This is a genomic window from Rhizobium sp. CB3060 (assembly GCF_025200735.1).
Lineage (GTDB): Bacteria > Pseudomonadota > Alphaproteobacteria > Rhizobiales > Rhizobiaceae > Rhizobium.
Genome location: NZ_CP104159.1, coordinates 1446647 through 1468180 on the forward strand (window position 1 = coordinate 1446647; position 21534 = coordinate 1468180).

The following is a 21534-nucleotide window of genomic DNA, read 5'->3' on the forward strand; positions in this document are numbered from 1 at the left end:
GGCAGCATATTCTTCCTCGGCGCAGCAGCAGATCAATAGATTTTTGTATCTCTCCGAATTGCTACTTATTGCCGGGACGCGGGGGCAAAGGGACTGACACCGTAATGGTGACGCGCGCACAGCAAATTGGCGTCGTTATCGGCCTGGCGATCGTCACAGCGCTGACGACCCTGCGGGCAAGCGATCCTCAATTGCTAAGACTCGCCCGCGATTTGACATTCGACCAGTATCAGCGCCTGGTGCCCAGGACCTTCGAAAACCAGCCTGTCCGGGTCATCGACATAGACGAAGCGTCCCTACGCGAATTCGGGCAATGGCCTTGGCCGAGAAACCGGATTGCTGCCCTTGTGGACAAGCTTTCCGATATGGGCGCGTCCGCCATCGCTTTCGATGTCCTTTTCGCCGAGCCCGACCGCCTGTCTCCTCGCAATGTCGTTCGCGACGTCTCCGGTATCGACCCCTCGCTGCTGGGCAAACTGCCGGATAATGATGAGATTTTTTCCCAATCGCTATCCGGAAAGCCCGTGGTGCTGGGCTTCGGCCTCTCCAACGAGGGAAACTATCTGCCGCCCGTCAAGGCAGGCTTTGCCTATACCGGCGAAAGCCCCTTCGGTGCGCCGCCCGCCATCAAGGCGGCGACGCCGCTGCAGCCGCAATTGGAAGCCAATGCCGCGGGCCTCGGTCATATCAGCCTCAATCCCGGCGCATCATCGGCGGTGGTGCGCGCAGTTCCGCTTTTCCTCAGCGACGGCAAACGGCTTTATCCCAATCTCGCGCTCGAAGCGCTCCGTGTCGCACAGGGAGCCTCCACCTACGTCCTCGACGCAGCACCGAACACGCCGAATACCCTGACCCGGATCAAGATCGGCAACTTCGTGGTGCCGGTAACGGCAGCGGGGGAGCTCTGGCTCTATGTCAGCCCCGACACCGCGGAACGGTATATTTCGGCAGCTAAGGTACTCGTGCCCGAAGACCCCTCCCCCGATATCAGAAGCGCGGTAGAAGGCAGTATCGTTTTCATCGGAACCTCCGCTTCCGGCCTCCAGGATGTCCGCACGACGGCGCTTGGTGAAAACGTGCCGGGTGTCTCCATTCATGCGCAGATCGTCGAGCAGATCCTTTCAGGTCGTTTCCTTTCCCGGCCGGATTGGGCGGATGGGATGGAAATCCTGTCGATTGCCGTCTTGGGCAGCCTTCTGGTGATCCTCACCACCTTCGTCAATCCGGCGGTCGCACTTGGCTGCGGCCTGCTGATTACCTTTTTTGCCCTTGTCGCCTCCTGGCTTGCCTTCCTCTACGGCGGACTTCTCTTCGACCCGCTGGCACCGATCGTCGCCGGATCGATCACGCATTTCGCCGCGACGGCATTTCGCTTTCTCGTGACCGACCGGGAACGACGTGACGTGCGGCGGGCTTTCGGCCACTATCTCTCGCCGTCGCTGCTCTATCGCATCGAACATACGCGCAATGCCCTGCGCCTTGGAGGAGATGAGCGCGAGCTGACCGTCATGTTCGTTGACGTGCGAAACTTCACCCAGATCAGCGAGGAGATGACCCCGACCGCCCTCGTCGCATTCCTGAACACGCTGCTCGACGCGCTGAGCCACCATGTCATCGCCAACGACGGCACGCTCGACAAGTTCATCGGGGATTCGATCATGGCTTTCTGGAACGCTCCCGTCGATGTCTCCGACCATGCCGGCAAGGCCGTGCAGGCGGCACTGGGCATGCGGGAAACACTCGCTCGCCTCAATAACAGCGACGCATTCGGTTTCGGGGACGAACGGCGGGTCAGGATAGGGATCGGCATCCATACCGGGCTTGCCTGCGTCGGCAACATGGGTGCCGAGACGCGCTTCAATTACTCCGCAGTCGGCGATGCCGTGAACATTGCCGCGCGCATCGAATCCGCCTGCAAGGACATCAATTTCGACATTCTGGTATCCGAGCCGACAGCAAGCTTGCTGTCCGATTGCGCTCTGCTCGAGGCGGGAGCGCTGACCCTGAAGGGTAAGAGCATGCGGACCAAACTCTTTGCGGTGGTCGGCGATGCGCGCCTGGCAAGATCGGCCGATTTTGTGGAACTTTGGGCCATGCACAGGCGGCTTGTCGCTGCTCTGCGAACACGCTCGACGAGCAGCCGCAAACTCGTCGGCGCCACAAAGCTCAAGGCGCAGGTCGTGGCGACAGGGCTATTGCAGGAATTTTACGGCCAGATTTCGCGGCGAGCCGGACATTTCATCGACGAATCTGCAGACAAGGCGGCCGACCTCTAGCCGAATATGCAGCCATCGCCCGCAACACCGTCTGCGCTACCGATGGTGATGCCCGCCGCCGTGATCGCCATGATCGCCGTGGTCGCCGCCATCATCATCGCCATCGTCGTCTTGGTCGCCTCGGCTGTGATCACCCCATCCGTGGTCGCCTTTGCCGTGATGATCGTGGTGACCGTGATGCTTGCCGTCGTCCCTGTCATGCTCGTGAGGTTTACCCGGCTTGTCAGGTGTGCTTGGCGGGTCTGGAGTCTTCGGCGTGCTGGGTGTTTCGGGCGTACTTGGCGCAGCCGGCGCCTCGGCCCGCGGGCTCGGTGCGCTGGGCGTATTGGGCTGTGCCGGAGCGGGATTATTCGCGGGAACGCTGCGCGGCGATATGCCGTTGGGCCGATCTTTCATCGCCGTCGACAGGCCGCATCCGCCGCCGCCGACAAAGCCCATTCGTCCTGAAAGCTGTTGATCGCCGGAGAGGAACGGCAAGGCTCGCTGATTGCCTAGCGTCTTGAGAACGTCGCGGTTGACCCGGCGCGGATCGCTGATCTCACCGTTGCGTTTGGCAACGACGCAGTCGCATTGCTGCTTCAACTGCTTGCAGCCGCCCGCACCACAGAACTGCGCCGCGCCACTCAACAGAACGACCGCCGTCGTGCCGTTGGAACCGACATAGAAATCAAATACCGTCCCGCGCACGCCGATCGTACCGGCGGGAGTCACGATCTGATAGGCCGAGTGGTTCGAATTTCCGCTCATCCAGCGAAAAGTGCCCTTCGCCGCATTTACGGTCAGCTTTTTGACCGAGCCCGAGTCGTCGAAGACGAATTTGTCGATGACGACAGAGGAGCCGGCTCCAACAGCCAGTTTCGTGCCATCCCGAAATGTGAACTGTCCAAGGCCGGAGAGGGAGGTGCGAATTTGCTCGTCCCGGTGGACGGGATCATCGACCTCCATCGGGCCGCCTTGGCCCGTGACCTCGGTTTTGATCAGCACCGCCTGGCCGACCTTCTCGGCGGCTGTCAAAGGCAAGGGCGCGAGCAGCATGACGCCCAGTACAGCGATCACAGCGTCACGCGGATACAACATCCGACCCTCCAAGATTATCCATGTTTTACCATAGGATAATCTCGAACGTCCCATCATCCTTTCTGAGTATAATCGGCATAGCCTGAATTATTGACGGGTTATTTTTGGCCAGAAATCGGGCGAAATCTACCGCTGATATTCTCGCCTAATCTTCGTGGAAAAGATTATACACAACCTATCCGATGATGCGGCTAGCCGAATTCTTCAGCAGCGCTCACCTGGGGAGACCGGTACTGTACCCCGATTGCCGGGCTCGACCGATTCTAGGCAATACCGCCTCTGCGCGCCCAACAGAGCCGGCACTAAACGCCGCGCTTGTTCCCCCAAAGCAGGACATGCAACTGCGGCAGAACCCGAGCTTCGAACCATCTGTCTGATGTCACCTTGTCCACCAGCCAGCGCATTCGATCCATGATGCCGTCGATATCGATCGATGCGTCGTCTGCTTCAGGCGGAGGCGGCGTATGGTTGCCGGGCTGCAGATAGACCGGCAGGTGCGGAAAACGGGCGGCAGCATCGCGCGCATAAGCATAATCGCGGTCATCGAAAACGACGATTTTCAAGGCGATCTGCGGTCTCGCCCCCGCCTGACGGAGACAGTCGGCAAGCGCATCCCAATCCGTCACCATGCCGCTCGAAGGCGGCTTTGGGCTTAGTACCAGCAGGTCGAGATCGGCGAACCAGTCCTTCGCGATGCTCGCCTGCGTTTCCAGCGCAAACCTGTAGCCTTGATCATGGCCGCGAGCGATCAGCGGCCCGAGAGGCTGGATCGCGGGATTGCCGCCCGAAAGCGAAACCGTTAGCGGCTTGCCTCCGGAAAGCCGGGTCACCTCCTGCCAGATCTCGTCAACCGACATCGGCTGCCATTGATCGCGATATTCGCTATCTACCGCATGCAGCGTATCACACCACGAACAGCGGTAATCGCACCCCCCGGTCCGGACGAACACGGTCGGAAGCCCGATCAATATCCCCTCGCCCTGGATTGTCGGCCCGAATATCTCGCTGACGCGGATCGTGGTTTCGCGCGCCTCGCTCATGGCCGGTATTCCGCCCAGGTCTTCGGCGTCTCGCTGATGCGCACCGCCGAAATTTCGGGCAGGCGCTGCTTGCACCAGTCGTAGAAATGCTTGGCCAGATATTCCGACGTCACGCGATCGTGGCCGAGAACCTCGTTCAGATGGCGATGGTCGAAATGCTCGTCGATATAGCGCTTCAGCGGCGCAAGCTCATGATAGTCGCGGACGAACCCGTCAGAATCGAGTTCGGCGGCAGAAAGCTCCACCTCGACGATATAATTGTGCCCATGTAGCCGGGCACATTGATGATCGGCAGGAAGGTGGGCGAGCTGGTGCGAGGCGGAGAAGTGAAATTGCTTGGTAATGCGGAACATTACTTCACCTCCTCGGCCGAGTAGCCTGCCGTCGCCGCCACCCAGAAGTCTGGATCGTCATATTCTGTCGGATCTTCGACACCGGCGAGATGGAAGGCTTCGCGCCGCTCGACGCAGGTGCCGCAGCGGCCGCAGTGACGAATGCCGCCCTTGTAGCAAGACCAAGTCTCGGCAAACGGCGTGCCGTTCTTCGCGCCGTCAGTCACGATGTCGGCCTTGGAGACGGTGACATAGGGCGCATAGAGCGAAACGCTGGCGTAGCCATCCAAGGCATGGTTTTGCATCTGCTGAAACGCGTCGATGAAGCCAGGCCGGCAATCCGGATAGATGAAATGATCGCCGCCATGAACGGCAACGGCGACGGCCTCCGCTTTCTGCGCGGCGGCAAGGCCGAAGGCGATGGCGAGCATGATGGCGTTGCGGTTCGGAACCACCGTCGCCTTCATCGTTTCCTCGGCATAGTGTCCGTCCGGCACCTCGACGTTATCCGTCAGGGCCGATCCGGTCAGGTGCCTGCCGATGGCGGTGATATCGATGATATGATGCGGTACGCCAAGCCGCTGGGCACAGGCGGCAGCGAAATCCAGCTCCTTACGATGCCGCTGGCCATAGTCGAACGAGACGAGGCCGATGAGTTGATGTTCCGCTGCGATCTTGTGGGCGAGCGAAACGGAGTCCAATCCGCCGGAGCAGATGACGATAGTCTTCATAATTTGAGGTCCCTTGTTTTGACCGGGTGGGCTGCGACCGGATATCTGAGCCTTTCAAAGCTATGCGGGGGTCACTAGCAGCACATCCCGCAAGAAGCAAGGCAGCTCGATCATTCCGATAAGATCGCAATATGACGGCCCTTGCATTGGCGGATGCCGACATAATGCTCGCGCAGAGTTGACCGCCCCCTGGTTTTCGACGCCTGCTTCGCGGTCGACAAGCCAAACAAAACTTTGGTATTTAAAGAATACCATTAATTAAATATCGAGCCGATGATCCGGCCGATCCTGAATTATTGAAAGAATGTTGGCACTTATGGCCTTCACGGCAAAAGAACTCAGTCAAAATGAACATTTTCTGTCCGCTATATTGCATAGCGCGCATGAACTGATGGCGATCTACGACGAGAATCCGCGCATAGCCTCGATCTTTGCCGCGCAGCAAAGATGGCTTCTGGCGCATGCTGGCTATGCTCTCTTTCTCGGCTATCCGGATGATCCCACCCCGGCGCTCTACACCGGCAGGTTTGTCGATTTCGCGGTCAAGCATAAGATTGCAAGCCGCAATACGGCGGCGGCATTCCTGAAGGAAATGATTGCTTACCGCTTCGTTCGGCCGATCGCCGGCGGTTCCGACCGCCGCATCATCTTGCTTGAGCCCACCGAAACGACCCGCGAATATATGGCCCGCTGGATCTACACGCATCTGCTGGTTCTGGATGCCCTGGACGGCGGCGACAGGATGGCGAGGACGACCGCCGATCCCGCTTCGGTGCTGCGAATGCAGCCGAAGATCGCCAAGATGATCCTGGATAGCGAAAGCCTGCAGAATCCCGGAGTAACTTTCGCTCTGTTCAACTGGGCGACCTCCGGCGGCGTCGTGATGGACTATCTCATCTCCCGAATCAGCAAGATTGATCCAGGCTCAGACAGGGTCCTGATCGACCCCATCTCGCCGAAGGTCATCCAGAGCCAGTTCATGATTTCGAGTACTCACCTGAAGCGGCTCTTGAAGCAGGCGACAGAACTCGGAAGCGTCGGCTGGGCCGGCGCTCCGGGCAAAAGCAGCTTCTGGCTCTCCCGAAACTTCGTCTCGGAATACTGGAACTATCAGGCCGAGAAATACGCGATCGTCGACACCGTCAGCCAAGCGGTCCTCGACCAGCCGGATCATTCAGCTCTGTCTGACGAAGAGCCTCTTTCTTATGCGCTCGCAAAGTCCGCATAAAGGAATGGGAGGCCAAACGGGACCCGACCGGTTCGGATCCCAAGCGCAAAGCATTTAAGATGGAGTCTGCCCACCCTGAGGATCGACGCAGCTATGCGCGGTGGTGCTTAGCGTGTGCTGAGGCCGTTGGCCGGTGCGGAGGCGATCTTATCGGCTCCCTCAATCTCCGGCTCGAGCTTCGGCGAGCGCTCGGCCTGCATCACCCGCCACTCGTTTTCCAGACGATCGACCACATGCACGGGTATTTCCTTCCGCACCGTTTCACGCTCTTGCATCGAGTTCTCCCTGACGTTGATGATCTTTGAATGCCACGGGAGAAATGCTTTGTAAATCACAGCATTAAAAAGTTTAAACGATTGAATTTATTTTAATCGATTAAAGCTGTGGATGCTTAGTCTTTCAAAATCGCAGCATAGCGGGGATCGAATTCCCGGCTGATCGGTCCGGCGGCCGCTCCAAGTGCGACGGACCAAGGGTCGGCTATCCCGATCTGCAGGCGCGCAACCGTACGATCCCGACGCTCGGCGATCGACGGCAGCAACGGCCCCATGGCCGCTATGAGCCGGTCCACCAAAATCCGCGGTGCGCTGCCGCATAAAATGACGGTCTGCGGATCGAAGATGGTTTCGATTAGATGCACGCTCCATCTGAGATCCGAGGCAGCGGCTTCGATCCATTCAATGATCCTGCGGTCATCGGCCGATACGAGATCACGGATCTTGGCATAAAGCTCCGGATCGGCCGGATCGAGAGACAGATATTGATAGAGTGAAGCGAGCGACGCGCGATGCTCGAGCGGGGTCGACTTGCCTCCGACCGTAAGCAAGGCCATCCCGATTTCGCCGGCATTGCCGTTCGCGCCGGTATAGAGCTCGCCGCCAAGAATGAGGCCGGCACCGATGCCGTAGCCGACATAGAGGCAAACCGCGTGATCCAGCCCGTGCGCCGCGCCGACCATTCGTTCGGCAATCGTCGCCGCGGCGGCGTCGTTTTGGATACTGACGTCGAGGCCGGTGCCGACGGCGAGGGTTTCAAGCAACGGAAACTTCTGCCATGCCTCCATCATCCAGGGATCGTCGCCGTTGCCGGCTAGGCCGAAGGGGCCTGGCATCGCCGCACCGAGGCCGACTAGCCGCTGCTCGGATTGCGTCGCGACCTCCGCCAATCGCTGCCGGACATCAGCAACAAGATCGAGTACGACCTTTGCGCCCGTCGCCGGTCCACCCGAGGGAAGCTTCGCCTCCAGCCGGATCAGCACATTTCCAATGAGATCGACGGCAATTGCTCTCGTCATGTGCCGGTCGATTTGCAGGCCGATCGCAAATGCACCTTCCGGGACCAGAACATAGGGCGTCGAAGGCTGCCCACGCCCCCTGCGGACCGTCTGCTGCGATGTCACTAGGCCGTCGCGTTCAAGTTCGTCGATGATGTTGGAAACCGTCTGCTTCGTCAGCCGCGTCGCGCGCGCCAGATCCGCCCGTGAAAGCGCTCCATTGATGCGCAATGCATCGATCATAACTCGCCGGTTATGGGCGCTGGTGCCTTCATGATTGGTGCCGCTCTTGGCGCGGATCGGGCGCGTATCGTTCATGTGCAATTCCCTCTTGACACCAGTAGAATATTGAAGAAGTAATTAAGTCAAGACAATTGACTTAATAAGAAACCGGAGAGTTTCGTGGGAACAAGGGCCCGACTATGATCCGAAGAGATCAGGCATCCGATACCGGCTGCCTTCTCAACAACCGATCGCGACGCAAGCCGCCATCGGAAACGACGTGACAGTCAAAAACTGGAGGGTGGAATGTTGAAATCCATAAGCAAGACGTTGTTCGGAGCCGCGCTGATCGGCGCATCCTTCGCATCGCATGCATTTGCCGAAACGACGATCAACGCACTTTTCATGGCCCAGGCCGCCTATAGCGAAGCCGACGTGCGCGCCATGACCGATGCCTTCATCAAGGCTAATCCCGATATCAAGGTCAATCTCGAATTCGTTCCCTATGAGGGCCTGCACGACAAGACCGTGCTGGCACAGGGCTCCGGCGGCGGCTATGACGTCGTCCTCTTCGACGTGATCTGGCCCGCCGAATATGCCACGAACAAAGTGCTCGTCGACGTGTCCTCGCGCATTACCGACGACATGAAGAAGGGGGTGCTGCCCGGCGCCTGGACCACCGTTCAGTACGACGGCAAATATTTCGGCATGCCGTGGATTCTCGATACGAAATATCTGTTCTACAACAAGGAGATCCTGGAAAAGGCCGGCATTAAGACCCCGCCGAAGACCTGGGACGAGCTGACCGAACAGGCAAAGGCCATCAAGGACAAGGGCCTGCTCGCAACGCCGATCGCCTGGAGCTGGTCGCAGGCCGAAGCCGCGATCTGCGACTACACGACGCTCGTCAGCGCCTATAAGGGTGATTTCCTGAAGGACGGCAAGCCAGCCTTCCAGACCGGCGGCGGTCTTGACGCCCTGAAATACATGGTTTCGAGCTACAAGTCCGGGCTTACCAATCCGAACTCCAAGGAATTCCTGGAGGAAGATGTCCGCAAGGTCTTCGAAAACGGCGATGCCGCTTTCGCGCTGAATTGGACCTACATGTACAACATGGCGAACGATCCAAAGGACAGCAAAGTGGCCGGCAAGGTCGGTGTCGTGCCGGCGCCGGGCGTTGCAGGTAAGAGCGAAGCCTCTGCCGTAAACGGTTCAATGGGCCTCGGCATCACCTCCGCGAGCAAGCATCCGGACGAAGCCTGGAAATACATCAGCTTCATGACCTCGCAGGCGACACAGAACCAGTACGCCAAGCTCAGCCTGCCGATCTGGGCATCCTCCTATGTGGATCCGGCTGTCACCAAGGGACAGGAAGAACTGATCGCGGCAGCAAAGGTCGGCCTTGCAGCCATGTACCCGCGTCCGACGACGCCGAAATATCAGGAGCTTTCGACAGCACTTCAGCAGGCGATCCAGGAATCGCTGCTCGGCCAGTCCTCGCCGGAAGATGCGTTGAAGTCGGCTGCCGACAACAGCGGTCTCTAAGATCGCCGCCAACGGGCGACGCAAAGCGCCGCCCGTTTCCAATCCAGTCCGACAAATAAAAAGGGTGGCCTAAAAATGTCCGGCACCTGGATGACAACCCGCGCGTGGCTTTTGATGCTGCCGCTCCTCGTGGTGATGATCGCCGTCATCGGATGGCCCCTGGTGGATACCGTCCGTCTCTCCTTCACCGATGCCAAGCTCGTCGGCACAGAAGGCAGTTTCGTCGGGATCGAGAACTACACGAAGATGATTTCCGGTTCGAATTTCCAGCGGACCCTCGTCACGACCGCCTTGTTTGCGATCATTTCCGTTGCCGCCGAGATGGTGATCGGCGTGCTTGCCGCCTTGCTGCTCAATCAGGAATTCCGCGGCCGCACTGCGCTTCGCGCATTGATGATCCTGCCTTGGGCTCTGCCGACCGTCGTGAACGCGACACTCTGGCGGCTGATCTACAATCCGGAATATGGCGCCCTGAACGCAGCGCTGACGCAACTCGGCCTGATCGACGCCTATCGCTCCTGGCTGGGAGAACCCGGCACCGCACTTTCGGCATTGATCGTCGCAGATTGCTGGAAGAACTTTCCTCTCGTCGCGCTGATTGCACTGGCGGCCTTGCAGGCGGTTCCGCGCGATATCACCGCCGCCTCGCTGGTCGACGGCGCCGGACCGATCGCCCGCTTTCGCTTTGTGATCCTGCCCTATCTCGCGGGACCGCTGATGGTGGCGCTGGTGCTGCGAACCATCGAAGCCTTCAAGGTCTTCGACATCATCTGGGTCATGACGCGCGGCGGTCCGGCAAATAGCACGCGCACATTGTCGATCCTCGTCTATCAGGAGGCTTTCTCCTTTCAGCGTGCCGGGTCCGGCGCGTCGCTGGCGCTGATGGTGACGCTGCTGGTGACCGTGCTCGCCGCCGGCTATGCCGCATTGGTGCGCAAGACAGTGGGGAGTGCTGCCTGATGGAGCGCAGGAACCCGATCTTCACCATCTTCATCTACGTCGCGGCCGTGCTGCTGGCCGCCGTCATCCTCGCCCCGATCCTCTGGCTGTTCGTCATGAGCATCTCGCCGGCCGCTGATCTCGCAGCGAAACCGCTGCGCTGGTGGCCGCAGACGGCCGATTTTTCCCGCTACCGGTTGCTGTTCTCGACGATCGAGAATAGCACCGGCGCCGCCTTCACCTCCTCGCTGCGCAACAGCATCGAAATCGCCGCCATGGCAACGATCGCGGCTATCGCGCTTGCCATTCCGGCGGGCTGGGCCGTATCGCGCACGCCGTCGGTCGGCTGGTCGCTTTCCCTGGTGATCGCCACCTACATGCTGCCGCCGGTCGCGCTCGCCGTGCCGCTCTATATGGGCCTTGCCTATCTCGGCATGCTCAACAACGTCTTCGGGCTTGCGCTCGTCTATCTCACGATCCTCGCACCGTTCACGACCTGGCTCATGAAATCCGGTTTCGACTCCATTCCGAAAGAAATCGAATCCGCAGCCATGATCGACGGAGCCGGCCTGTTCCAGACGCTGAAGATCATCACGCTGCCGCTTGCCATGCCGGTCATCGCGACATCGGCGCTCTTCGCGTTTCTGCTGGCCTGGGATGAATTCTTCTATGCGCTGCTTTTCACTTCGGACCAGCGTGCGAAGACTCTGACCGTCGCCATCGCCGATTTGGCGGGCGGACGTGTATCCGATTACGGACTGATTGCGACCGCCGGTGTGCTTGCCGCCCTGCCGCCGGTGCTGGTCGGTCTCGTCATGCAACGTGCCCTGATCTCGGGGCTGACAAGCGGCGGCGTCAAGGGATGACCATGACCGGACAAAAGACACGACCGACGGGGCTTGTTGCGATCGATCGCGAAATGGCACGCCAGCATGCGGACGCCATCGCGTCCTACGAAGGCGCTGGCGAAATGGCCGCCAAGGCCGCCTCCTCTCTGAAGAAGACGGGTAAGCTCATGCTTCTCGGCATGGGAGGATCGCATGCCGTCAATCGCGCGGTGGAACCGCTTTATCGCGCTTTGGGTATCGATGCGATCGCAGCGCCGCTTTCCGAACAGCTCGGCCAGCCCTTGTCATTGGAGGGGCGGACGATCTTCGTAACCTCGCAATCCGGCGAAAGCGCCGAAGTGGTTCGTTGGTTCAATGAGACCGGCGGCACGGACGAGACATTCGGGCTAACGCTCGAAGGCAACTCTTTCCTGGCAAAGGCTGCATCGTCCTTGGTCGGCGCGGGCGGCACGGAACTGGCCTTTGCCGCCACCCGCAGCCTGACCGTCACCTTCGCCCTGCATCTCGCCGTCCTTGCCGCGCTTGGCGAAGACCCGGCGGCCGCACTTGCGGTGCTGAAAGCGCCTCAGGACGTCAATATCGCGGCCGCACTCGCCGCACTCGCGAATGTCGAAACGATCGTGACGTCCGGTCGCAGATTGCAGGGCGTCGCCGAAGCGCTTGCGCTCGGTTTGACTGAGCTATCCCGTCGCCCGTGCTTTTCGCTCGAAGGCGGACAGCTTCGGCACGGACCGATGGAAATGCTCGGGCCAAACATTGGCGTCGTTCTGTTCCGCGGGCGCGACAATACGGCAGGCCTCGTCACCGCGATGATCGTTTCCGCTGTCGAAACCGGTGCGTCGACCGTCGTCTTTGATGCATCCGGCGAGGAGCCGGTGGCGGGAGCAGTGACGCTTCGCTTCGAGCCGGCGACCGGCCTTGCAGCAATCTTCGCGATGCTGCCCGTCGCGCAACGGCTGATGATCGCCTTTGCGGAAGCCCGCGTCGATAATGCCGGTACGCCCATCCGCTCGACGAAAATTACGCGGAGTGAATGAATGAAGCCGCTTGCAGTCATCGGCAATGTCAATGTCGACTTGATCCTTGGGCCGGCCGCACCTTGGCCGAAGGCGGGCACCGAGATCATCGTCGACCATGACGAGCTTCGTGTCGGCGGCGCGGCGGGGAATAGCGCGCTTGCCTGGGAAGGAATGGGCGTCAACTTCGAGATCGCGGCCAATGTCGGCAATGATCAGTTCGGCCGCTGGCTGAGCGAAGCCTTCGGCGAACGGGCTGCGAAATGGCCGGTGCGACCAGAGGGCACGACGCTTTCGGTTGGGATCACCCATCCGGACGGCGAGCGGACGTTCTTCACGACGCGCGGCCACCTGCCACGTCTCAGTCTTGCTGATGTCTTTGCCGTTCTTGACGGATCAACGCTTTCCGGCGGTTACGTCCTTCTCTGCGGCCCCTTCCTGACCGACGACCTGACGGGGGATTACGATGCATTGTTCGCCTGGGCCGACAAGCACCGGATCACGGTCGCACTCGACACCGGATGGCCGCTCGATGGCTGGACGGATGAAAATTGCGCCGCCACGCGCGGCTGGCTGTCGCGCTGCGGTATTGCCCTGTTGAATGAGGTGGAATCGACCACGCTCGCGGGTCTGGACGACCCTGCAGACGCCGCGCGCCATCTTCGCTCGCATATGCCGGACGGAGCGATCGTCGTCGTCAAACGCGGCCCCGATGGCGCGATTGCCATCGGCAGAGACGGCGCACTCGTTGTGGTCCCGGCGCCTCAGGTGAAAGTCGTGGATACGATCGGCGCCGGCGACGTCTTCAATGCTGCATTTCTGGCCGCGCTTGCCCGCGGTGAGATGCTTTCCACCTGTTTGGCGGCGGGAACGGAGGTCGCATCGCGCGCCATTTCCACCCTTCCCCGCAGCTATGGCGAGCTCAAGGCTACCAAGGAGGCCGCACGATGAGCGCGCTCGAGATCCAGAATATCCGCAAGACATACGGCCAGGTCGAAACGCTGAAGGGCATTGATATCGCGCTAGAAAGCGGCGAATTCCTGGTGCTGCTCGGCTCTTCCGGCTGCGGCAAGTCCACGCTGCTGAACATCATCGCCGGTCTTGCCGAGGCGACCAGCGGCGATGTGCGGATTGGCGCGCGCTCGGTTCTTGGCGTGCATCCCAAGGACCGCGACATCGCCATGGTGTTCCAATCCTATGCGCTCTATCCAAACCTGACGGTCCATCGCAATATCGGCTTCGGTCTTGAGATGCGCAAAGTGCCGGCGGCAGAGCGCGACAAGGCCGTGCGCGAGGCTGCTAAATTGCTTCAGATCGAAAATCTGCTGGAGCGAAAGCCAAGCCAGCTTTCCGGCGGCCAGCGGCAGCGTGTTGCGATCGGCCGCGCGCTCGTGCGCAAGCCGGAAGTCTTCCTTTTCGATGAGCCGCTTTCGAACCTTGACGCCAAGCTGCGCATGGAAATGCGCACGGAACTCAAGCGTCTTCATCAGATGCTAAAGACCACGGTGGTCTACGTCACCCACGATCAGATCGAGGCGATGACGCTCGCCACCCGGATCGCCGTCATGCGGGACGGACGGATCGAACAATTGGGTACGCCGGAGGAAATCTACAACAGTCCCGCAACGCTCTATGTGGCGACCTTCGTCGGCGTGCCGCCGATGAACCTCTTGAAGACCACGGTTCGCCCCGAAGGATTGCAGTTGCAAGGCGCAGGCACTTGCCTGCCGCTCCCCGAACGCTTCAAAGGCAAAGTCAAAGAAGGCCAACAACTTGTTCTCGGCATACGGCCGGAGGCATTGCGCCTGGAACAAGCCGCTTTATGGATCGAAGCCGTGCCTGAAATTGCGGAGCTGACCGGGCCTGAACTCGTCGTCACCGCCATCGCCGGAGATCAGCGACTGACTGCTTGCCTCCCTCCCCGCACGCCAATCGACCATAATGGCAAGCTCACGCTATTCTTCGGCGATGAAGCGATACATCTTTTCGACGCGGAAACGGGTCTTAGCTGCCTTCGATAGGCCAGATGGACCACTATTTTGCATCGTGAAAAATGATGCCGACGGTATGGCGCATGCCCGAACGAAGACGGCTGACGCCGTGCCGGAGGTTGACGCGATAATTCCCCTTGGAGCCCTGGACCGGACGATTGTGGACCGCGAAGGCGACCGCGTCACCCTGGCGCAGCGGCACCACCTCGGCGCGACTTTGCATCCGCGGACGCTGTTCCGTCAGAACGAACTCGCCGCCTGTGAAATCCCTCCCCGGTTCGGAAAGCAGGATCGCCACCTGCAACGGGAATGCGAGGTCGCCGTAGAGATCCTGATGCAGGCAATTGAAATCGCCTGGGACATATTGCAGCAGCAGCGGCGTCGGCCGCGTCTGGCCCGCATCATGGCATTGCTTGAGGAAGTCCGCATGATCTGCGGGGTAACGCTGATCGATGTCCATGCGGCCGTTCCAGTCGTTGGCAACCTCGGCCAGCCGCGGATAGAGCGCGGTGCGCAAACCGCCAAGCAGATCGGGCAGCGGATATTTGAAATAGCGGTATTCTCCTTTGCCGAAGCCATGCCGCGCCATGTGAATATGGCTGCGAAAACGCTCTTCCTGCGGATAAAGGCCGGCAATCTCCCGGCACTCCTCGGGCGACAAAAGCTTTTCCATGACAGCGCAACCAAACCCGCTCAACTCCTCTGATAGCTTCTGCCAGTCATACCCGGCGACACGCGCCTCTGCGGACCGCGCCGCGGGGGCCGATGGATTGAGCTTCGAATGAGCATTCATGACTTGGCTTCCTTCTCGATGAGCGCGCGCTTTCGTTCGATGCCCCAGCGATAGCCGGACAGCGCGCCGTTGGCGCGTACGACCCGATGGCAGGGTATGCCCAGAGCAATCGCGTTTGCCGCGCAAGCACTGGCGACGGCGCGAACGGCCTCCGGCTTACCGATGCGTCGGGCAAGCGCAGCGTAGGTGACCATGGCCCCGCAGGGGATTGCCCGAAGGGCATCCCACACCCGGCGTTGGAATGGGGTGCCGCACCGCATGTCGAGTGGCAGGTCAAGCCCGGCATCCGGCCTCTCTATGAACCGAACGACCTTGTCGATATCGTCGCGGAGGCGCGCTTCGTTTGAGATCAGTTTGCTCGTCGGAAAGCGGGCGGCGAGATCCTCGGTCAGTTCATCACCATCCGACGCCATCAGGATAGCACAGACGCCAAGGGCACTGCGAGCGATGAGAATTTTGCCCAATGCACTATCGCCGATCGAATAGGCGATATCGTTTGAAGCATCTACGTTCCTCGCCGAGCGCTTGGGCCGCGAGGCGGTTTCCATGTTGATGACGTTCATTGGCTTAACTCCATGATCTTTCTGATGATCGACAATAGAGCCGCGGCCATTCCTCCTCACTCCGGTCCTTGCTTTCAAATCAGCAAGTTTCTCGGCCGTGGGAAAAACAATTCATTTTCGGTGGTGCCGATCCGATCGCAATGTCCCGATCATCGGATGAAGGATCGGCCGATAGCCGGCCTGCAGGGCCATGAAGGTGGAGGGCGGCGTCAACATGCCTTCGGCGTGCCTGAGCGCCTGCGGCGGCTCATAGCCATGCTCGGTCCAGCGATAAGCGTGGCCACCGGCGATCGTGCAGGCCGAACCGGATGCGACGACAACCGTACCGTCCGGCAGGTCGGGGAGTGACTCCGGAAGCGGATGGATCCGTTTTCGCCCGCGGTCCATGCGTTCGCCGTGCAGGACAGCGTCCATAACGGCAACCGAGGGTTCAGCCTGCCCTCTCGCGCCGGCCCATGCCGCGCGAAATGCCTTGGCCGCATCACGCCGGCAGAAGAAACACGGGCGATGACCGGCGGCCAGCGCCACCGCTTCGTCCAGAAAGAACAGTTCGGTCCAGCTCCTGTTGGCCATGACATCGCGGCGGCGGCCTTTGTATTCGCAAGTGCAAACCAGCCATGCCTTGCTTGACCAGCGCTTGTTCAACAGCGTTTTGGTTGCCGGATCGTGGATGATGCCGCGATTGCCCGTGAACAGTCCTCGTTGCGAAATCGCCACGATATCGCCGAAGGGGGTGACGCGATTCTGAAGGGGAGCACTCATGTCGGAATAGTGCCTCGCTCGCGTGGCGTGCGCTAGAGATATCGCCGTATGACACCGCGATGCGGAAAAATGCTCATCGGGTTCTCAACGGCCTTCGGTCGCTTCACGGTCAAGCAGAACGCGTTTTCGCTCGACTCCCCAGGCATAGCCGGAAAGCGAACCATCGTTCCGCACCACCCTATGGCATGGGATTGCAACTGCCAGTTTGTTGGCCGCGCACGCTCCGGCGACGGCGCGCACCGCCTTGGGCAAACCGATCCGGCGGGCGATTTCCATGTAGGAGACGGTTCGGCCAACCGGGATTTCCCGAAGCGCCTGCCAAACCCGCTGTTGAAATGCCGTACCGCGAACGTCGAGCGGCAAGTCGATCCCAAGACGTGGCGCCTCCACGAGGCCGACGACACGCGCCACAAGGGCTTCGTAGTCACCGTCGGCGCCAATCAGGTTGGCGTTGGGGAAACGATCCTGAAGATCGCGCACCAGCGCGTCCGGGTCGCTGCCGAGGAGAATGGACGCCACGCCTTTCCGGCTCGACGCAACCAGGATCGCGCCCAGCGACGACTGACCGACGGCGAAGCGGATATCTTCGTTGGTACCTCCCGATCGATACTGGGTCGGCGTCATTCCGAGCATATCGGTGGATTTCTCGTAAAAGCGGCCGCTCGAATTGAACCCGGCATCGTAGATCGCCTCGGTCACGCTGTTGCCGTTCGCAAGGCCTTCACGGACTTTCGCCGCGCGGTGCGCCGAGGCGTAATCCTTGGGCGTCAGGCCGGTCGCCGATTTGAACAGCCGATGGAAATGACTGGCACTACGTCCGGCCGCCTCTGCGAGCTGGTGCAAGGACGGTTCTTCCTCACTCTCTTCGATCAATCGGCAAACGCGCGCAATGATGGCGGTATTCTCACCGTCTGAGGAAAGACCATCCGGCTTGCATCGCTTGCAGGGGCGAAAGCCAGTCGCTTTGGCGGCCTGGAGTGAATCATGCAGTTGCACGTTCTTGGGGTTTGCGGTTCGCGATGGACAGGAGGGCCGGCAATAGACACCGGTCGTTGCCACCGAATACCAGAGATGGCCATCGGCGGTTCGATCGCGGGCGACGATACGTGCCCAGCGCGGATCATCGGCCACTGCCGTTTGTGTAAAAGCTGTCCGGTTTCGGGGCATCACGGTCATGTCGTTCGTCCCTGTGCGATCCAGAGTAAGAACATCATTCTTGGCAGCGGAAGAACCGCGCAGCCACCCGATTCCTGCGTGAGCGGAGATTATCCGAAGGTCGCCGCCCGAAAGATGGGCGGCGACCTGCCATCAGGCGGCCTTAATGAGGCCAAGCTGCGTGAGCGCGGTCACACCGTCGTCGAGGCCGATTTCCTCGGCGATCTTGCCATTCTCGATGCGCAGGATAGTGGTGCCGGTGAAGTGCATCTTGCGACCAGTCGCAGCCGGCAACGATCCGACCAGAAAGTCGGAAAACGCCGGACCGGTATGCGTGCCGCCGCCCTCCCACTGGCCGACGACATAGTCGCCTTCGGCAATGAGGTCGGCGGTGCCCCAGAAATTGAGATCAGGGAATGCCGCGCGGAAACCGGTCATGAAATCCCTGATGTCCTCATGGCCGCGACGCGGCTCATGCAGCGAATACTTCAACAGCATGTCCGGTGTGGCGAGGTCAGCGACGACAGACAGGTTGCAGGTCTCACCCCAGAATTCGGTGAACCAGCGCGCGACGATGGCCTTGTTGTCCTGTTCTTTGCTCATGTGAAGTTCCTTTTGATGTATCCATTGGGGATCATCGATCTCGATCGACGACCTGAGCAAAGGGATAGGCCGATCCGCCAGCGTCAAAACTCCGGTTCTTGCTCCGCAATCGAATCCGTCCAACGCGTGCTTTACGGCCGCGCATGATGACAGACGACACGTAAAGAGAGATGCTTGAGTTTGAAAGCAAGGAACGGGGTGCCGGCGGACCGGATCGGTGGGAAAGTTCGCCTGTTACAGAGGGAGAACGCAGATGAAAGCTCAAATCACCACGCTGGTCGCATTCGCGATCTTCGCAGCCTCTCCGGCATCCGCTATCCAGCGGCTGCAAACGGCCTCAAGGTCGTGTTCCGAAATTCAATCCTTCGTTCAGGCAAACCGCTCGGTCATCCTGCAATATCCGTCGGCGCGGGGTTCCGGTGCCCTGCTTTATGATCGCGCCGTTGCCAATTCCGATGTTTGCCTTGGCAACGGCTTCGGCGAACGAAGTTCTGTGCCATCGAGGGACCAGCGGAATTGCGCCATTTGGGTTTGCCGCTCCAGCACCGATCTGCGCCCGTGACTAGGCGCATGCAGCGGCACGCATCGTCGCCGCGCCGGTGCCGCTAGAAATGACGAACATCTAATTTAAGGAATAGGCGACAAAGGCATTTAGATTTGATAAAACTAGACTACCGGTTGCGGTTTGACGTGTCGGTAAAAATTTGCCGGGCGCCTTCGCACCGCCAACCGGACCATGGTGGAGGAGGAGAGTTGCTATGGCGGCGTTCCATGTCATGGCCGGTGCGAAGGGCGAATTTGCGCGCCCCGAAGTCCGCAAGATTGGTATCGCGGACCTTATGGATGCACTGAGGTCGGGACTTGATGACTTCAGAGAGAAACCATCCCATTATGTTTTTCTCTGTCTTATGTACCCGATAGCAGGCATCTTTCTGGTCATGTGGAGCTCCGGCGCCGACCTGCTACCGCTGCTTTATCCCTTGATGTCGGGCTTTGCTCTAATTGGTCCGATCGCGGCCATCGGTCTCTATGAGATCAGTCGACGCCGTGAGCAGGGACTGGATAGTTCCTGGCATCATGCCCTGGAGGTTCGCCACTCGCCGGCGCTGCCGTCGATCATTGCAGTCGGTCTCATGCTGCTCGTGCTTTTCGTCGCCTGGCTGATCGTCGCACAGCTCATCTACGCCATGACCTTCGATGAGGCCGGTCTGACCTCGATCTCCACTTTTTTATCGGACGTGCTGACGACCCCGCGCGGTTTCTCGCTGATGCTGTGGGGAAACCTGGCCGGCTTTATCTTCGCAATTATTGTTTTGGCGACGACGGTGGTGACCTTCCCGTTGCTGCTGGACCGGGATATCGGCGCCGTTGCAGCCATCGACGCAAGCATACGCGCAACCCTTGCCAATCCAGGACCGGTCGCCCTTTGGGGATTGATCGTCGCGGCATTGCTCGTCGTCGGCACCATCCCGATCTTTGCCGGCCTTGCAGTCGTCATGCCTATCCTCGGGCATTCGACCTGGCACCTGTATCGAAAATTGATTGCCCCCGCCTACCCGAACCGCACGCCTTGAATTCGCAAAGGAAATTTACTCCGGCATCATCCTCCAAGCCGTTGCGACTTGCCAGATGACAGTCGCCTTGGTTGGGATAGCGATGAAGAGAATGAGGATTGCCATGTCTTACCGCTTTCTTCCGATCTGTCTGCTTTTCGCCATTCCTTTTTCATTTGATGCCCTCGCGCAGGAGGGTGATGCCACGGCAGGCGCCACCGTCTTCAAGAAATGCGCCATCTGCCATGTAGCCGAAACGGACCAGAACAAGGTCGGCCCGTCGCTGAACGGCCTGTTCGGCAGGACGGCCGGAACACACCCGAATTTCGCCTATTCGCCGGCCATGCAAGAGGCGGGCAAGGGCGGCCTGGTGTGGAGCGAGACGACGCTCCGCGACTATTTGCACGCCCCCCAGGCGAAGGTGAAGGGCACGAAAATGACCTTCGTCGGCCTGAAGGACGATACCGAGATTACCAATCTGATCGCCTATCTGAAGCAATACTCCAAATAGCGAGATGCCTGATATGGACGAGCTGTTTTCTGCGTCGCCGGTCGGATCGGCGGGAGTTCGGTTCAATACGGCATGTCCCCTTCCGGTCCGCGGCGTGGGTATGCTGCGTGCGGTTCGGCTGGATCACCACTACCTTTGCCGCAATTGCCCGGGTGATTTGTTCATGAGATAATACTAAAACGTTTCGCGATGAGATTGTGGAAACGTTCGCGGCCGGGTCAGGGAGGAGACGATGGCTGTCGTATTGATTCTCGTTCTGCTGGTGGTGGGATCGATCGGGTTCCATCTGCTGAGCCCTTGGTGGTGGACGCCGATCGCGTCCAATTGGAGCTATATCGACAACACGATCGTCATCACGTTCTGGATCACCGGCGTGGTTTTCACGGTCGTCGTGTTGTTCATCGCCTATTGCGTGCTCCGCTTCAGGCACCGCGCCGGAAACCGGGCGGCATACCAGCCCGAAAACAAGCGGTTGGAATGGTGGCTCGCCGCCGGAACGGCAATCGGCGTGGCAGCAATGCTCGCGCCGGGCTTGTTCGTGTGGAAACAGTTCGTCACGGTGCCGCCCGATGCCAGCGAGGTCGAAGTCGTCAGTCAGCAATGGCAATGGAGCTTCCGGCTGCCGGGCGCGGACGGAAAGCTCGGGCGGGCGAACACGCGCGATGTGACCCCGGACAACCCGCTCGGCTTGAACAAGAGCGATCCCGCGGGACTGGACGACGTCATCGTCGAAGGTGGCGAGCTGCACATCCCCGCCGGCAAGCCGGTCAAGATGCTTCTGCGTTCGATCGACGTTCTGCACGATTTCTACGTACCGGAATTCCGGGCCAAGATGGACATGATTCCCGGTACGGTGACCTATTACTGGTTCACACCAACACGGACGGGAACCTTCGAAGTTCTTTGCGCGGAATTATGCGGCGTCGGTCATCCGCAGATGCGCGGCACGGTCGTCGTCGATACCGATACCGCCTATCAAGCCTGGCTGCAGCAGCAGCCGACTTTCGCGAAATCGCTGGCGTCCGTGGAAAAGTCGACGGCCAAGTAAGTGCCATCGGCACTTGAGGAGGAAGGCC

The 21534-nt window shown here is 60.0% G+C and carries 23 protein-coding genes; 12 read left to right on the forward strand and 11 right to left on the reverse strand.

Annotation, left to right across the window (positions count from 1 at the left end; all coding sequences use genetic code 11):
* Positions 1–104: 104 nt before the first annotated feature.
* Entirely contained in the window at positions 105–2276 is a 2172-nt protein-coding gene (locus N2601_RS26010) for a CHASE2 domain-containing protein (protein WP_311319448.1), read from the forward strand.
* A gap of 36 nt (positions 2277–2312) precedes the next feature.
* On the opposite strand, the gene N2601_RS26015 is transcribed toward N2601_RS26010, so the two are convergent.
* The 4 genes from N2601_RS26015 to queC form a co-directional block, all read right to left on the reverse strand.
* Complete coding sequence (locus tag N2601_RS26015; RefSeq protein ID WP_260304236.1) at positions 2313–3353, reverse strand: FecR family protein; 1041 nt, start codon at positions 3351–3353, stop codon at positions 2313–2315.
* 302 nt (positions 3354–3655) lie between these two features.
* A complete protein-coding gene (gene queE / locus N2601_RS26020; protein WP_260304237.1) occupies positions 3656–4393 on the reverse strand; it encodes a 7-carboxy-7-deazaguanine synthase QueE in 738 nt (245 codons plus the stop codon).
* A complete protein-coding gene (queD, locus tag N2601_RS26025) occupies positions 4390–4746 on the reverse strand; it encodes a 6-carboxytetrahydropterin synthase QueD (protein WP_260304238.1) in 357 nt (118 codons plus the stop codon). Before queD ends, queE begins: the two co-directional genes overlap by 4 nt.
* Entirely contained in the window at positions 4746–5456 is a 711-nt protein-coding gene (gene queC, locus N2601_RS26030; protein WP_260304239.1) for a 7-cyano-7-deazaguanine synthase QueC, read from the reverse strand. The genes queD and queC overlap by 1 nt, the downstream gene beginning before the upstream one ends.
* Positions 5457–5772: 316 nt before the next feature.
* Between queC and N2601_RS26035 the strand changes: the two genes are divergently transcribed.
* The gene (locus N2601_RS26035) at positions 5773–6684 is read left to right on the forward strand and encodes a hypothetical protein (RefSeq protein ID WP_260305252.1); all 912 of its coding nucleotides are present in this window, start codon (positions 5773–5775) and stop codon (positions 6682–6684) included.
* 107 nt (positions 6685–6791) lie between these two features.
* Here N2601_RS26035 and N2601_RS26040 read toward each other — a convergent pair whose 3' ends face one another.
* Both N2601_RS26040 and N2601_RS26045 read right to left on the reverse strand, forming a co-directional pair.
* On the reverse strand, positions 6792–6959 hold the full coding sequence (locus N2601_RS26040; RefSeq protein ID WP_260304240.1) for a hypothetical protein: 168 nt from the start codon (positions 6957–6959) through the stop codon (positions 6792–6794).
* A gap of 116 nt (positions 6960–7075) precedes the next feature.
* Positions 7076–8275: an ROK family transcriptional regulator gene (locus tag N2601_RS26045; protein WP_260304241.1), complete on the reverse strand. Its 1200-nt coding sequence runs from the start codon at positions 8273–8275 to the stop codon at positions 7076–7078.
* 210 nt (positions 8276–8485) lie between these two features.
* Here N2601_RS26045 and N2601_RS26050 point away from each other — a divergent pair, with 210 nt between their 5' ends.
* The 6 genes from N2601_RS26050 to N2601_RS26075 all read left to right on the forward strand — a co-directional run bounded on the left by N2601_RS26050 (position 8486) and on the right by N2601_RS26075 (position 14548).
* Entirely contained in the window at positions 8486–9724 is a 1239-nt protein-coding gene (locus tag N2601_RS26050) for an extracellular solute-binding protein (RefSeq protein ID WP_260304242.1), read from the forward strand.
* A gap of 75 nt (positions 9725–9799) precedes the next feature.
* Positions 9800–10684: a carbohydrate ABC transporter permease gene (locus N2601_RS26055; RefSeq protein ID WP_260304243.1), complete on the forward strand. Its 885-nt coding sequence runs from the start codon at positions 9800–9802 to the stop codon at positions 10682–10684.
* Positions 10684–11529 (forward strand): carbohydrate ABC transporter permease, encoded by an 846-nt coding sequence (locus N2601_RS26060; RefSeq protein WP_260304244.1) that lies wholly within the window; start codon positions 10684–10686, stop codon positions 11527–11529. Before N2601_RS26055 ends, N2601_RS26060 begins: the two co-directional genes overlap by 1 nt.
* The gene (locus N2601_RS26065) at positions 11526–12548 is read left to right on the forward strand and encodes an SIS domain-containing protein (protein ID WP_260304245.1); all 1023 of its coding nucleotides are present in this window, start codon (positions 11526–11528) and stop codon (positions 12546–12548) included. Before N2601_RS26060 ends, N2601_RS26065 begins: the two co-directional genes overlap by 4 nt.
* Positions 12549–13478, forward strand: coding sequence for a PfkB family carbohydrate kinase (locus N2601_RS26070; protein ID WP_260304246.1), 930 nt, complete (start codon positions 12549–12551; stop codon positions 13476–13478).
* Positions 13475–14548: an ABC transporter ATP-binding protein gene (locus tag N2601_RS26075; RefSeq protein WP_260304247.1), complete on the forward strand. Its 1074-nt coding sequence runs from the start codon at positions 13475–13477 to the stop codon at positions 14546–14548. The genes N2601_RS26070 and N2601_RS26075 overlap by 4 nt, the downstream gene beginning before the upstream one ends.
* 13 nt (positions 14549–14561) lie before the next feature.
* Here N2601_RS26075 and N2601_RS26080 read toward each other — a convergent pair whose 3' ends face one another.
* The 5 genes from N2601_RS26080 to N2601_RS26100 form a co-directional block, all read right to left on the reverse strand.
* Entirely contained in the window at positions 14562–15311 is a 750-nt protein-coding gene (locus N2601_RS26080) for a 2OG-Fe(II) oxygenase (RefSeq protein ID WP_260304248.1), read from the reverse strand.
* Positions 15308–15874 (reverse strand): methylated-DNA--[protein]-cysteine S-methyltransferase, encoded by a 567-nt coding sequence (locus N2601_RS26085; protein ID WP_260304249.1) that lies wholly within the window; start codon positions 15872–15874, stop codon positions 15308–15310. Before N2601_RS26085 ends, N2601_RS26080 begins: the two co-directional genes overlap by 4 nt.
* A gap of 111 nt (positions 15875–15985) precedes the next feature.
* The gene (locus N2601_RS26090) at positions 15986–16636 is read right to left on the reverse strand and encodes a hypothetical protein (RefSeq protein ID WP_260304250.1); all 651 of its coding nucleotides are present in this window, start codon (positions 16634–16636) and stop codon (positions 15986–15988) included.
* 84 nt (positions 16637–16720) lie between these two features.
* Positions 16721–17812 (reverse strand): bifunctional DNA-binding transcriptional regulator/O6-methylguanine-DNA methyltransferase Ada, encoded by a 1092-nt coding sequence (ada, locus tag N2601_RS26095; RefSeq protein ID WP_260304251.1) that lies wholly within the window; start codon positions 17810–17812, stop codon positions 16721–16723.
* Between the two features lie 132 nt (positions 17813–17944).
* On the reverse strand, positions 17945–18394 hold the full coding sequence (locus tag N2601_RS26100; protein WP_260304252.1) for an ester cyclase: 450 nt from the start codon (positions 18392–18394) through the stop codon (positions 17945–17947).
* Between the two features lie 253 nt (positions 18395–18647).
* On the opposite strand from N2601_RS26100, the gene N2601_RS26105 reads away from it, so the two are divergent.
* From N2601_RS26105 to N2601_RS26120, 4 genes are all read left to right on the forward strand, one after another.
* Positions 18648–18956 (forward strand): hypothetical protein, encoded by a 309-nt coding sequence (locus N2601_RS26105; RefSeq protein ID WP_104827288.1) that lies wholly within the window; start codon positions 18648–18650, stop codon positions 18954–18956.
* A 196-nt stretch (positions 18957–19152) separates the two neighbouring features.
* The gene (locus N2601_RS26110) at positions 19153–19968 is read left to right on the forward strand and encodes a DUF2189 domain-containing protein (RefSeq protein WP_260304253.1); all 816 of its coding nucleotides are present in this window, start codon (positions 19153–19155) and stop codon (positions 19966–19968) included.
* A 103-nt stretch (positions 19969–20071) separates the two neighbouring features.
* The gene (locus N2601_RS26115; protein WP_260304254.1) at positions 20072–20458 is read left to right on the forward strand and encodes a c-type cytochrome; all 387 of its coding nucleotides are present in this window, start codon (positions 20072–20074) and stop codon (positions 20456–20458) included.
* A gap of 232 nt (positions 20459–20690) precedes the next feature.
* Complete coding sequence (locus N2601_RS26120; RefSeq protein WP_260304255.1) at positions 20691–21506, forward strand: cytochrome c oxidase subunit II; 816 nt, start codon at positions 20691–20693, stop codon at positions 21504–21506.
* Positions 21507–21534: the final 28 nt, after the last annotated feature.